Consider the following 13,422-nt stretch of genomic DNA (forward strand, 5'->3'; position numbering starts at 1 on the left):
TTTTATCTCCTCCCCATATATTATCTTCCGGCGGGCTTTATGCCTAATACATCCAAATACACCTCATCCAGATCAACACCCCTCAACCTTTCCCTGCTTCCCCTGAGGCTTTCGATGGAGTTTACCCCCAGCGCCCCAAGGATTTCCTTTATCTCCAGGTTCCATGCTTTTACCATATTAACAAGCCTTTTTGCGCCTTCTTCTACCTTGAGGCGCTTTACGAGTTCCGGCTTCTGGGTGGCTATGCCCCAGGCGCACAGGCCGGTGTGGCACTTCTGGCACAGGTGACACCCCATGGATATCAGCGCGGCGGTGCCTATAGCCACCGCATCGGCCCCCAGGGCTATGGCCTTCAACACATCGGCGCTCTGCCTTATGCCTCCGCTGGCAATGATGGAGGCCATGTGCCTTATGCCTTCCTTCCGGAGCTGTTCATCCACCCGGGCCAGGGCCAGTTCAATGGGGATACCCACATGGTCCCGTATGACCTGGGGCGATGCGCCGGTGCCGCCCCTGAATCCATCTATGGTGAGGATATCGGCTCCGGCCCTCACCACGCCGCTAGCGATAGCCGCCACATTGTGCACCGCTGCTATTTTAACTCCTATAGGCTTTTTATATCTGGTGGCTTCCTTAAGGGCATATATGAGCTGGCGCAAATCCTCTATGGAATATATATCATGGTGGGGAGCAGGAGAAATGGCGTCGGTGCCCGACGGTATTCTGCGGGTCCTGGAAATTTCCTCCGTGACCTTCTCCCCCGGCAGGTGGCCTCCTATGCCGGGCTTTGCCCCCTGGCCTATCTTAATCTCCACTGCGGCACAGGAATTGAGGTAAGAAAGATCAACCCCAAACCTCCCGGAGGCACACTGCACCACGATATTGTCCCTGTAATCGGCAAGTTCCTGCGGGAGTCCCCCCTCGCCGGTATTCATGATAGTTCCCAGCTCCCGGGCCGCCTTTGCCAGGATGAGCTGAACGTTGAGGCTCACTGCACCGTAAGACATTCCGGCGAATATTATGGGGGTTTCCAGTTTTATCTGAGGTTCCATCACAGTGGTGAGCTTTATGTCTCCCTTCTTATCCTGCCAGAACTCCAGTTTATCCGGCTTTTTACCAATATAGGTACGGAGTTCCATAGGCTCCCTCAGGGGGTCTATGGAAGGATTGGTCACCTGGCAGGCATCCAGAACCATGCGGTCCCAGAAAATGGGATATGGTTTGTCATTGCCAGCCCCCGTCAGTATCTTGGCTCCGGACTCCGCCTGTTTCCACAGGCCCTTGAGGATATCCTGTCCCCACAGGGCATTATCCTTGAAAGACATCGGGAATTTTTCCACTTTAATTGCATAGGTGGGGCAAAAGGCCGTACAACGGTGACATGCCACGCATTTTTCATGGTCTGCCGTTACCCTATCATTTTCAAACTTAAGGGCTCCGAAGCTGCATTCATTGACACATCTCTTGCATTTGATACAGGTATCATCTATCTTCACTATGAATTCCGGCGGTATCATCCTCATGCTCTCTCCTCCAATCTGGCGTATACCGGTTCTCCGCCCTGCGGGCTCCACACCTCGTCAGGATCCTGGCAGACTTCACGGATGGCGGATTCCTCCGAAGACATGTAGACCGTGTCCTGTTTTCTCGCCACTACCAGGGGCCGAAGCATTATCCTGTCGGTCATGCCTATCATGGAATTGGAATTGGAAATGATAATGCTGAAAGGCCCGTTCAAGAGGGCGCTGCCGTAGACCATCCTCAGGGCGGTCATGGCTTCCTTTTTGTTTTTATCCATCTCGTCGATTTCCCTCCAGAAGGGAGGAGCCAGGGCTGTGAGGGCAATATCCTGCGGAAGGTTGTGTTTTCTCAAGAGCAGGTCCAGCATGTATACTATTACCTCGGTATCGGTCATAAGGGTGCACTCATAGCCGAACATCTCCAGATAGCGCTTGTTGATTCCGTAGGAGGAAATCTCGCCATTGTGCACCACGGCCCAGTCCAGAAGCCCGAAGGGATGGGCGCCGCCCCACCAGCCGGGAGTGTTGGTGGGAAAGCGACCGTGGGCGGTCCAGAGATATGCTTCATATTCTTCCAGCCTGAAAAACCGGCTTACATCCTCGGGGTATCCCAGGCCCTTGAAAATCCCCATGTTCTTGCCGCTGGAAAAAACAAATGCCCCGTTAAAGCGGATATTTATCCTCATTACCACCGATACCACAAAATCTTCCTCAGAAAATCCCGAGGGTATCTTGCTTTTGGGAACCTCAAGAAAATATCTCCACAGGATGGGAGTATTCATAAGGCTCATTTTTTTACGGATGGGTATGGCTTCGCTTTTCACCAGCACCATTTTATCCTGTAAGAAGGTCTCCACCTCATCCTTTACACTCTCATCCTCAAACATTATATGGAAGGCATAATAATCCTTGAATTCCGGATAAATGCCATAGGCTGCAAATCCTCCTCCCAGGCCGTTAGACCTCTCATGCATTACGGCTATAGCATTGGTGATGACATCGCCGCGGATGGTTTTCCCCTTTTCATTCATGATTCCAACTACGGCACAGCCAGAAATATCCTTTGATTCAGCTCTTTTGAACACTTTTTCTCCTCCCCGCTAATTTCAGTTAAATTAAAAAACCTTCCGAAAGATTCTCCCCTGGAACCCTCCGAAAGGCTTTTATCCTCACGGTGTAACCGGCGGTGCCGGCCGGTGCCGCTTGGTCCAGTCACCTTACGCCGGAACCCTAGGCACCCTTCCAACAGTTTTGTATAATTGTATACATATGTTCAATGATTTTTTATAATTATACAATCACTCTAATATATATGTCAAGATTTATTGTAAGGTTTTATGTTAATTTTATGTAAACATATGTCTGTCTGGGCGGGACAGAGGATGTAACAGCGGACAAAATAATCGGGACAGAGAATTATCCTCTGCCCCGGTTATGGTATTACTTCCATTTTCACTTCCGCAACGCCCTGCTCAACCATATCCACCTGTTCTGCGGCAGCCCGGGAGAGGTCTAAATGCCTTCCCGCCACATAGGGCCCCCGATCATTGATGGTTACCAGGACGCTCTTGCCGTTGGAAAGGTTAGTTACCCTGACTTTTGTGCCAAAGGCCAATTCCCTGTGAGCGGCTGTCAGGGCACTCTGGTCAAAGACCTGGCCGCTGGCCGTAAGTCTGCCGTCAAATCCGGGCCCATACCATGAAGCCCTTCCCGTAAGCACACCGGCGGTAGTAGTCTTGATATTTTGTTTCACGGGCAAATATTCTTCTGCCCTGTCGGCAAATCTACTGACATCCGGCTGGAAAACCTCTTCATGACTTTCAACCCCCTTTATAGGCCCTCCGATGCAAAAAAACACCAGAAGGGCAAAGACCAGCCCCGCTATCTTTTTGCCCAAGGCAATCCCTCCTTTCTACACCTCCGGGGTTAGCTGACGGGTTAGGATTGAAAGGTAACCCTTCCCGGAAAACCGGGATTCACCCCAAAAAATGGTTCCCCCGTATCCTCTTTTTCAAAGGAATTCGGCGTCTTTTAATTATGAATAAAAAAAGTGAGGTATTATCCTCACTAAAATTATGTCCACTATGTCCTTTTTTATTCCTCATATTTTTTTTATCATACAGATAGCCTGGGCGGATATGCCTTCACCGCGGCCCTCGTAGCCCATGCCTTCAGTAGTGGTGGCTTTGACACTCACCTTGTCCTCTGATATATTCAAAGTTTCGGCGATGTTTTGCCGCATCTTTTGTATGTATGGCGACAGCCTGGGCCTCTGAGCGCATACCACCGAGTCGATATTCACCACGCCGAAACCGGCTTGCTTCAAAAGTTCACCGACTCTTTTTAAAAGCAAAAGACTATTGATATCCTTATATTGCATGTCGGTATCCGGGAAGTGCATCCCTATATCGCCCAGAACTGCTGCCCCCAGCAGAGCATCATTTATAGCATGCACCAGCACATCAGCATCCGAATGGCCTAAAAGACCCTTTTCAAAGGGTATGGTCACTCCTCCCAGCACCAGTTTTCTGCCCTCCACAAGCCTGTGGGCATCAAAACCTATTCCGACCCTCATACCTTTACCTCCTGAAGTCGCCGTAGCCCAGAGTGACCAGGGTTTCGGCAATCACTATGTCTTCGGGTGTGGTTATCTTGATGTTCTCATAAGCCCCTTCTATGACCCTCACCGGTAGCCCCATGCGCTCTACCAGTACCGTGTCATCGGTACCGTAAAACCCCTCTCTCCGGGCTCTTTCATGGGCTTCTAATATCAGGCGGTAATCAAAGCTCTGGGGAGTCTGCATGGCCCAGAGGGTTTTCCTGTCGGGGGTGTTTTCGATTATATTTCCTTTGCCTACCACCTTTATGGTATCCTTCACGGGTACCGCAACTCCGATGGCCTTATACTCCCGGGCAGCCTGTATGCTCTTTTCTATGATAGACCTTGTAATAAACGGTCTCACGCCGTCGTGAATAACAACAATATCGGTTTGAGGGGAAAGCTCCCTCAAACCGTTATATACCGAGTCCTGGCGTTCTGCGCCGCCTTCCACGATTTTCACTTTTTTAAACCGATACCTTTTTACAATCTCTTCCCGGGCATACTGAAGGTCGGCGCTTCCCACCACCAGTATAATCTCCCGGATTTGGTCGATAATTTCAAAGGTGCTCAGGGTATAGTATAGAATGGGATGACCCTTTATTATCAAAAACTGTTTGCTGATGCTGGCATTCATACGCTTTCCCCGGCCGCCGGCAGCTATGATGGCGCTTACATGCATAATATTCACCTCAGGTTAGGGATTTTGGCCTTGCAAAAATCATCCTTCCGGCAGCGGTCTGAAGCACGCTCGTAACCATAACGCCAATGGTTTCGCCGATATGCTTTTTGCCTCCGTCCACCACTATCATGGTGCCGTCGTCAAGGTAAGCCACTCCCTGACCGGTTTCCTTGCCATCCTTGATCACCTGGACCACCATCTCTTCTCCGGGTAGCACCACAGGCTTTACCGCATTAGACAGTTCGTTGATATTCAAGACCTGGACATTCTGGAATTCGGCCACCTTGTTAAGATTGAAGTCATTGGTTATTATCTTGCCGTCCAATATTTGCGCCAGCTTTACCAGCTTGCTGTCCACTTCGGCAATATCGTCGAAGTTGCCTTCATAGATCTCCACATCCACATTGAGTTCTTTTTGTATCTTGTTGAGGATGTCAAGCCCTCTTCGGCCCCGGTTCCTCTTGAGGGCATCCGAAGAGTCGGCGATATGCCTGAGTTCCTCCAGCACAAAACCGGGTATCACAAGGGTACCCTCTATAAAGCCCGTCTTACAGATATCCGCTATTCGGCCATCGATTATAACGCTGGTGTCCAGAATCTTGGGCTTAACCCAGTTCACTATGGTGGGGGCTGTATTTTTTTTCTGGTTCAGCAGGTTTGGCAAATTGATGATGCCCGAAAGCTCTTCTTTTTTCTTGAGAGCCACACTGGCCCCAAGGTAGCCCAGCACTATATTGGCGATTATGGGAAGGTAGCCTCCTATCCATGGGATGCTTACAAAAGCCCTGACAAAAAGATTGGCCACCACAAGACCCATCATTAGCCCCAGGAAACCGTAAAGTATATCTCTCATGGGGGTCTTTTGAAGCCTGTTTTCAATCCACTCCTTGGCCTTGACGCCATCCCTTATTAGCCCCGAACTCAAAATAAAAAATATGATTGCGAAAATTAAACCTCCGGCCAGTTCGGTAATAAGCGCCGGAATAGAATCAGGATCAATCAATTTTATAATTTTATTAAAATACAACGCCAGAGCCAACAGCTGGTAGCCCAGGAAAAAACCTATAATAGCTATGGCTACGCGAATAATTTTATTAATCACAGCTTCACCTCCTGGTTTAAATTATTGCCATTTTTCTTTGGTATTTTCTTTACAATTTACATTATATAATAAAATTTTATTTAAATCCACCCTAAAAATAGTAAAATTTGGCACGATCCCCACTTAAAAAAAATGCCTTCAGTTGAATGTACTTTCAATCAACTGAAGAGCCTCCTCTTCCCCTATACACTTGCTCAACACTATCTCACTGATCAGGATGTGCTTTGCATTTTCCAGCATCTTGCGCTCTCCCGTGGAAAGGCCCTTTTCCTTTTCCCGAAGGGCTAGATTCCTCACAACTTCTGCCACCTGGAATATATTTCCGCTCTTTATTTTCTCCATGTTTGCCCTGTAACGGCGGTTCCAGTTGGAAGACATCTTGCTTTTTTCGCCCCGCAGGATATTGAATACCTCCTGTATCTCCTCATCGCCGGCTACCTGGCGGACTCCTATCTCCTTTATACTGTTAATGGGAATCATGACCTTCATGTCCCCCATGGGCATCCTCATCACATAGTATTTCTGCCTTTCTCCGAGTATTTCCTTTTCTTCTATGGCCTCGATTATACCCGCACCGTGCATGGGATATACAATTTTATCCCCTATATTGAACATCAAAGTTTCCTCCTTGAAAGCTTTACTAGTAAAAAAATAACACATTTCGGGCCATTTGTCAAGTTAAATTTTAATTATACTACAATGTCTATCATGTGTCAATTAGTTTTTCTATTTTTCCCCCGGTTTTTTATTAAACATTCTGTCCTATTTTATGCCCGAATCGTTTGACAAAATCTCCATATGGCGTCTATAATAGATTCAGATAGAAAAAACAAGGGGGAGTTAGCGTGAAAGACCTGATCTGCGACGAATTTCAAGACACCGTTTCCAACTGTCTTGTGAGGCACCGGAGTATAATAGATGTACTTACAAAGATTCAGGAAACATCGGCCAGGGTCAACAGGGCGGTGGCAAAATCCGTCACCGGCTGCGGCTGCCTGGAAATAAATGCAAAAAAGCAGCAAATCCCCGGAAAGATCAAACTCCAGGAATTAAGCTCTTACATGGACACCCACTTGAAAGGTAAACTTTGTCCTTCTTGCAGAGAGGTTCTTGAGCAGGAACTGGGCAATCATCTTTTTTATATTGCAGCCCTTTGCAATCTTTTGGATTTAAATATATATGATATCTTACTTACCGAAACTGAAAAGCTTTCAACATTGGGGTTATACAATATGTCGTAAGTTTCGGAGTTCGAAGTTCGAGGTTCGAGATTCGAACCTCGAACCTCAAATTAAAGCTACTTCCACCGCCTCTTTTACAGTCCTTACCCCTTCAATCTTTATTTTCAAACCTTCCAGTTCCGCGGCATTTTCATAGGGGATTATGGCTTCTGTGAAGCCCAGTTTTGCGGCTTCCTGTACCCGCTTTTCCATGAAGCTCACCGACCTCACCTCTCCGGCAAGGCCCACTTCCCCTATAATCACCACGTTTTCGCGAACCGGCCGGTTTTTAAAGCTGGAAGCCACCGCCACTTCTACGGCAAGGTCTGCGGCCGGTTCTTCTATCTTTATTCCTCCTACTATATTTATATATACATCCTCGTGCCCCATGGCATATCCCAGCTTTTTCTCCAGCACCGCGATGAGGAGCACAGCCCTGTTATAATCCACGCCGGAGGTCTGTCGGCGGGGAATGTTGAATCCGGAGTCCGACACCAGGGCCTGCACCTCTACCAGGAGGGGTCTGGTGCCCTCCAGGATGCATGCCACCGCTGAGCCTGCAGTTTCCCGGGGTTTCCCGGCAAGCAGATACTTAGACGGGCTTTCCACTTCCGAAAGCCCCCTGTCCCTCATCTCAAAAATGCCTATTTCGTTGGTGGAGCCAAACCTGTTTTTTACAGCCCTTAGAATCCTGTAGGAATGATACCGCTCCCCTTCAAAATACAGTACGCAGTCCACCATGTGTTCCAGCAGCTTGGGACCGGCCAGATTCCCCTCCTTGGTGACATGTCCCACTATAAAGATGGCAGGTCCGGCTTCTTTCGAAAGCCTCATCAATCTCACCGTGGATTCCCTTATCTGGCTAACGCTGCCTGGACCTGACTCCAGTTCAGGAGAATAAATGGTCTGAATAGAGTCAATCACTACTACCGGAGGCTTTAGTTCCCTGACAGCGGCTTCAATGTTATTTATATCGTTTTCAGCCAGTATGTATAATTGCCTTCCCGCTATTCCGAGCCGGCTAGCCCTGAGCTTCACCTGTTTTGCCGACTCTTCCCCGGACACGTAAAGCACTTTTTTGTCCCTGCTCAAAAAACCGCAGGCCTGGAGCATGAGGGTAGATTTGCCTATGCCCGGGTCACCCCCAAGGAGCACCAGACTGCCGGGGACTATACCGCCGCCGAGCACCCGGTCTAGTTCCTTTATGTATGTAGTTGTGCGCTCTTCTTCAGAATAAATTACCTCATCCATGAGCTGGGGTTTTTTGCTGCAGGAGGCGGTTTTTTCTACGGGGTGTATTATCTCCTCCACAATGCTGTTCCAGCTCCCGCACTCGGGGCATCGGCCCATCCATTTCAGTGCGACGGAACCGCACTGCTGACATACAAATCTCTTTTTTTCCTTCAAGGCTTCCCCTCCCCGTTATATCGGAAGTCGAAGGTCAGAGGTCGGAAGTCGGATTTGCCTACAACGGCAAATTTGATGAGTACCGAATGCCGTATTTAGTCGCCCGGCACCAAACGCTGCGACAACGTTTCTCTGCTCTCGGCTTCTGCTTTATTATTATACCATAATCCGCCAGTGAGGTTAAGGTTCAAAAAAATGGAGATAGGTTTTTAACCTATCTCCGACTTTCGACCTATGCTTTGCGGTTTGTCACCGAAAATTCTTTTCTTGTAAATGTAAGCTCGCCGTCCCTGGCATCGATGAGCACGGTGTCTCCGGCGGAAATATTGCCTTTCAACATTTCCTCGGACAACCTATCTTCGATCCTCTTCTGGATTACCCGTCTGAGCGGTCTTGCACCGTACATCGAGTCGAAACCTTCCTTTGCCAGCAGGTCCTTGGCCGCATCGGTGACCTCTATGGCTATATCGTTTTCTTTTAACCTCTCGTTTACCTCATTTACCATAAGGGTGACGATAGCCCTGATGTTTTCTTCAGTGAGGGCATGGAATACAATGATTTCATCCACCCTGTTTAAAAATTCCGGCCTGAAGGTGCGTTTTAATTCATCGAGCACCCTGTCTTTCATGCTGGCATAAGTTTTTTCTTCTTCCTGCTCGGGGGCAAAGCCTAAAACCCTGGATTTCTGGATCAGGTTGGCTCCCACGTTGGATGTCATTATGAGGATGGTATTTTTGAAATCCACAGTCCTTCCCTTGGAATCGGTCAACCTTCCATCTTCCAGTATCTGCAGGAGGATGTTGAATACATCGGGATGGGCTTTTTCTATTTCATCAAACAGCACCACGGAGTAAGGTTTCCTGCGCACCTTTTCGGTGAGTTCTCCGCCTTCTTCGTATCCTACATATCCCGGAGGAGCTCCCACCATCCTGGAAACGGCAAATTTCTCCATGTACTCGGACATATCGAGCCTTATCATGGCTTCCTCGTCTCCGAACATGGCTTCGGCCAGGGCTCTGGCCAGTTCCGTCTTGCCTACGCCGGTGGGCCCAAGGAATATGAAGGAACCTATGGGTCTTGACGGGTCTTTTAGCCCCGCCCGGGCCCGGCGAAGGGCTCTGGCTATGGCCCTTACCGCTTCATCCTGACCTATTACCCTCTTATGCAGGATTTCCTCCATCTTGAGCAGCCTTTCGGATTCTTCTTCGGCCAGGCGCTTCACCGGAATGCCCGTCCAACTAGATACAATCTGGGATATGTCCTCTTCCGTGACCATGGTTTTATCCAGTTTGTGTTCCTTCTGCCATTTTTCCTTGAGGCTGTCCACCTTTGCTTTTATTTCTTGCTCCTTATCCCTGAGTCTGGCAGCTTTTTCAAACTCCTGGGCTTTTATGGCCGCATCCTTTTCCTTCCTTACCGCATCCAGTTCATCCTCCAGCTCTTTTAACTCCGGAGGTGCCGTGAGGGTCTTGAGGCGCACCCGGGATGCGGCTTCATCGATTAAATCAATGGCCTTGTCAGGCAGAAATCTATCGGTGATATACCTGTGGGAGAGCTTTGCCGCAGCTTCCAGGGCTTCGTCAGATATCTTCACCCGGTGATGGGCCTCATACCGGTCCCGAAGACCCTGCAATATGCTGATGGTATCTTCTACCGTAGGTTCTTCCACTGTTATAGGTTGAAAGCGCCGCTCCAGCGCCGGGTCCTTTTCCACATGTTTCCTGTATTCGTCAAGGGTGGTGGCTCCGATGGTCTGGAGTTCTCCTCGGGCCAGCGCCGGCTTTAAGATATTCGAAGCGTCTATGGCGCCCTCGGCGGCTCCGGCTCCTATGATGGTATGCATCTCATCAATGAAAAGTATAACATTGCCTGCCTGTTTTATTTCATTTATTACTTTTTTCAATCTCTCTTCGAATTCGCCGCGGAATTTGGTGCCCGCCACCAGGGAGGCCATATCAAGGCTTACCACCCTTTTATCCTTTAATATCTCGGGTACATCCTGCTCTATGATCCTCTGGGCCAGGCCTTCCACCACGGCAGTCTTGCCTACCCCCGGTTCTCCGATGAGACAGGGGTTGTTCTTGGTGCGACGGGTAAGAACCTGCAGCACCCTCTCAATTTCCTTCTGGCGCCCTATGACGGGGTCCAGCTTGCCCTCGGCAGCCAGCTCCGTGAGGTCCCTGCCGAACTGGTTGAGGGTGGGAGTATTGGCGGGCTTTTTATACGTGGAAACAGCCTTGGGATCGGCTCCCAGAAGGTTTAAAACCTCTGCCTGAGCCTTTTCCATATTTATTCCCAGGTTTGTCAGGACCTGGGCAGCTACTCCCTCGCCTTCCCGGATTAGACCTAACAGAATGTGCTCGGTACCCACATAATTATGCCCCAGCTTACGGGACTCATCCAGTGCCAGTTCCATCACTCTCTTGGCCCTGGGTGTATAACCTATGGGGCCCTGAATGGTAAATGGCCCCACGCCTATCATCATTTCCACCTGCTGCCGCACCTTTTGTATGTCGACACCCATGTTTTTCAAAGCCCTGGCGGCAACCCCTTCACCCTCCCGGATAAGCCCCAGGAGCAGATGCTCGGTCCCTATCACATTGTGGTTTAGACGGCGCGCCTCTTCCTGGGCGTATGCCACCACTTTCTGCGCTCTTTCCGTAAACTTTCCGTTCATTAATTTCACCTCATTTCATCATTTTTTGCTTTATAAATTCCGCCCTGCTCAGATCCCTTTCCATGGGTGAAAGGGTCTTGCCGGATACTTCCTGAATATAGGCTGGCCCTGTTATGATAAACAATTGATTCACATCACCCGGTTTGATATTTTTTATGATGCCCATGTCAACGCCCAGCCTTACATCAGAGATATAGGCCAAGGCCTCCTCGGAACTTATGAGTCTGGCATGGGTCAGCAATCCGTAAGATCTCAAAATCTTGTCCTCTACGCGTATCCTTGCCTCACCCGACAGGTTCTGGCGGGCTTTGCGCTCGCTGGTTATTATCTGGCGGGCAACTCCTATGAGATTTTGTATGATGTCTTCTTCGGATTTGCCAAGGGTTATCTGGTTAGATATCTGGTACAGGTTGCCATTGGCCTGGGTTCCCTCCCCGTAGAGCCCCCGTACCACCAGGCCCAGTTGGGTTATGGTGGAAAAAATCTGCCCGATTTGATTCATCATGGTGAGCACGGGGAGATGCATCATCACCGATGCCCTGATGCCGGTGCCTACATTGGTGGGACATGCCGTAAGGTACCCGATCTTTTCGTCAAAGGCAAAATCCAGTTTTTCTTCCAGCACATCATCCACCTTGCTGGCCAGGTCATACGCTTTTTCGGGATCCAGCCCCGGAAACACCGTCTGTATCCTCAGGTGGTCTTCCTCATTTATCATTATACTGAGGGTTTTATCCTGGTTTATAATGGCGGCCCCTTTTTTTGAGGCTGAAAGGTCTGGACTGATAAGATGCATTTCCACCATCATTTTCCTTTGTTCCTGGGAAAGGTTATCCAGGATATAAAGTTCGGCATTCCGGGAAAGTACCGGGTTGGCTCTGAAGGCATCATAAACTTCATTGATGATCTCCCTTGCCCTGGATTCCGAAAGGAGATGAGGAAAGGGAACATCCTTCAGGTTACGGGCAAGTCTGACCCTGCTGCTTATGACAATATCGCAGTCAGGGCCCGGGGAATTAATCCAGTTGATGCGGGAAGGGTCCATGAGTTCATTTATTCCCATTCCTCCACCTCCTATTCCTTATTTTTCTTTTGTTCTATTTCTTTTATTCTATCCCTGATCACGGCCGCCCTCTCATACTCCTCGGCATTGATGGCTTCCTGCAGCTCCCTTTTCAACCGGTTTATTTCATTTCTTAACCTTATCTCACTGCCGCTGCGGTGAGGCACCTTGCCCACATGGTAGGTCTTGCCATGGATTCTCCTGAGCATGGGGTCCAATTGCCCTTTAAAGGCATCATAGCAGTTGCTGCACCCGAAGCGCCCGGTCTCGGTGAACCTGGGGAAGGTCAAGCCGCAGCGGTCACACTTTAGCTCATCGGATTTTTGCCTGACCTGCTGAGGTTCTTCGAAAAAGCTGGATAAGAGTTTTCCCAGGGAAAATCCGGGAACATCGTCAAAATCAAAGGGATTCATACCCATGGAAAATCCAAGGTGTTTTTGCCTGGCACATTCCTCACAAAGATGCATCTGAGTTTTTTCGCCGTTCACTATTTTTGTGATATGGACGGTAGCGGGCCTCATATTACATTCCTGGCATATCATTATAATTCTCCCCCTTTCCTGGCTTCAAAATCCATAATCGCGGTAATTATAGCCTTTAATATCCTGGCCCTCAGCTTATCCCTCTCGGGAAGGGCAATAGCCAGATTATACCGGTTTATGGCCGCATTGAGGATTTCCCTTTCCCGGTCGCTTATAATCCCCTCTTCTTTGAGTCTTGCTATGATAGCCCGGGCTTCCGAGCCCGAAATGGAGTCTCCTATATATTCTATGATTTCTTTTAAGAATTCATCTTCTCTTATTTTTAACTTTTTAATGCGGATGTATCCTCCCCCGCCCCGGCGGCTCTCCACAAAATATCCCCTTTCCATGGTAAAGCGGGTGGTCAGCACATAATTTATCTGAGAGGGTGCGCACCGGAACCGGTTTGCCATCTCGTTTCTCTGTATCTCCAGTATGCCTCCGGGCATTTCCCGGAACATGTCTTTTATAAAATCTTCGATGAGGTCTGCAAGATTGGGCATCAAATTCCCCCTCTCTTAATAATTTGACTTTTCCTGACCTTTAATTATATTATATTTTACTTTAGAAAATTTTGCAAGGCCTTTCATAAATTTCTTTTGAGAAATTTGAGTCAGAGAACCGTCCCCTG

At 48.9% G+C, this 13,422-nt stretch carries 13 protein-coding genes and 1 riboswitch; of the genes, 1 reads left to right on the top strand and 12 read right to left on the bottom strand.

Going from position 1 to position 13,422, the window contains the following annotated elements; genetic code table 11:
- Positions 1-20: 20 nt before the first annotated feature.
- The 7 genes from D2962_RS16045 to D2962_RS16075 form a co-directional block, all read right to left on the bottom strand.
- Entirely contained in the window at positions 21-1,523 is a 1,503-nt protein-coding gene (locus D2962_RS16045; RefSeq protein WP_122015564.1) for a glutamate synthase-related protein, read from the bottom strand.
- Complete coding sequence (locus D2962_RS16050; RefSeq protein ID WP_245984770.1) at positions 1,520-2,605, bottom strand: class II glutamine amidotransferase; 1,086 nt, start codon at positions 2,603-2,605, stop codon at positions 1,520-1,522. The genes D2962_RS16045 and D2962_RS16050 overlap by 4 nt, the downstream gene beginning before the upstream one ends.
- A gap of 347 nt (positions 2,606-2,952) precedes the next feature.
- Positions 2,953-3,417: a septal ring lytic transglycosylase RlpA family protein gene (locus D2962_RS16055; RefSeq protein WP_222927593.1), complete on the bottom strand. Its 465-nt coding sequence runs from the start codon at positions 3,415-3,417 to the stop codon at positions 2,953-2,955.
- Positions 3,418-3,420: 3 nt separating this feature from the next.
- Positions 3,421-3,557: riboswitch (cyclic di-AMP (ydaO/yuaA leader) on the bottom strand.
- Between the two features lie 64 nt (positions 3,558-3,621).
- Positions 3,622-4,095, bottom strand: coding sequence for a 2-C-methyl-D-erythritol 2,4-cyclodiphosphate synthase (gene ispF / locus D2962_RS16060; RefSeq protein ID WP_120765929.1), 474 nt, complete (start codon positions 4,093-4,095; stop codon positions 3,622-3,624).
- A gap of 4 nt (positions 4,096-4,099) precedes the next feature.
- The gene (ispD, locus tag D2962_RS16065; RefSeq protein WP_120765930.1) at positions 4,100-4,801 is read right to left on the bottom strand and encodes a 2-C-methyl-D-erythritol 4-phosphate cytidylyltransferase; all 702 of its coding nucleotides are present in this window, start codon (positions 4,799-4,801) and stop codon (positions 4,100-4,102) included.
- 10 nt (positions 4,802-4,811) lie between these two features.
- Positions 4,812-5,903 carry a PIN/TRAM domain-containing protein gene (locus D2962_RS16070; RefSeq protein WP_120765931.1) on the bottom strand — a complete coding sequence of 364 codons (1,092 nt, stop codon included), beginning with the start codon at positions 5,901-5,903 and terminating at the stop codon, positions 4,812-4,814.
- Positions 5,904-6,041: 138 nt separating this feature from the next.
- Complete coding sequence (locus tag D2962_RS16075; RefSeq protein WP_120765932.1) at positions 6,042-6,518, bottom strand: CarD family transcriptional regulator; 477 nt, start codon at positions 6,516-6,518, stop codon at positions 6,042-6,044.
- A 230-nt stretch (positions 6,519-6,748) separates the two neighbouring features.
- Here D2962_RS16075 and D2962_RS16080 point away from each other — a divergent pair, with 230 nt between their 5' ends.
- A complete protein-coding gene (locus D2962_RS16080; RefSeq protein WP_120765933.1) occupies positions 6,749-7,144 on the top strand; it encodes a nucleoside triphosphate pyrophosphohydrolase family protein in 396 nt (131 codons plus the stop codon).
- 45 nt (positions 7,145-7,189) lie between these two features.
- Here the strand turns inward: D2962_RS16080 and radA are convergent, their stop codons facing one another.
- From radA to D2962_RS16105, 5 genes are all read right to left on the bottom strand, one after another.
- Positions 7,190-8,530, bottom strand: coding sequence for a DNA repair protein RadA (radA, locus tag D2962_RS16085; protein WP_122015566.1), 1,341 nt, complete (start codon positions 8,528-8,530; stop codon positions 7,190-7,192).
- A gap of 232 nt (positions 8,531-8,762) precedes the next feature.
- The gene (locus D2962_RS16090; RefSeq protein ID WP_120765935.1) at positions 8,763-11,207 is read right to left on the bottom strand and encodes an ATP-dependent Clp protease ATP-binding subunit; all 2,445 of its coding nucleotides are present in this window, start codon (positions 11,205-11,207) and stop codon (positions 8,763-8,765) included.
- A gap of 10 nt (positions 11,208-11,217) precedes the next feature.
- Complete coding sequence (locus D2962_RS16095; protein ID WP_120765936.1) at positions 11,218-12,270, bottom strand: protein arginine kinase; 1,053 nt, start codon at positions 12,268-12,270, stop codon at positions 11,218-11,220.
- Positions 12,271-12,281: 11 nt separating this feature from the next.
- On the bottom strand, positions 12,282-12,812 hold the full coding sequence (locus D2962_RS16100) for a UvrB/UvrC motif-containing protein (RefSeq protein WP_120765937.1): 531 nt from the start codon (positions 12,810-12,812) through the stop codon (positions 12,282-12,284).
- Positions 12,812-13,294: a CtsR family transcriptional regulator gene (locus tag D2962_RS16105; protein ID WP_120765938.1), complete on the bottom strand. Its 483-nt coding sequence runs from the start codon at positions 13,292-13,294 to the stop codon at positions 12,812-12,814. The genes D2962_RS16100 and D2962_RS16105 overlap by 1 nt, the downstream gene beginning before the upstream one ends.
- Positions 13,295-13,422 lie beyond the last annotated feature (128 nt).

Origin of the sequence: Biomaibacter acetigenes, from assembly GCF_003691585.1 — a bacterium.
In the GTDB taxonomy this organism is placed as follows: Bacteria; Bacillota; Thermosediminibacteria; order Thermosediminibacterales; family Tepidanaerobacteraceae; genus Biomaibacter; species Biomaibacter acetigenes.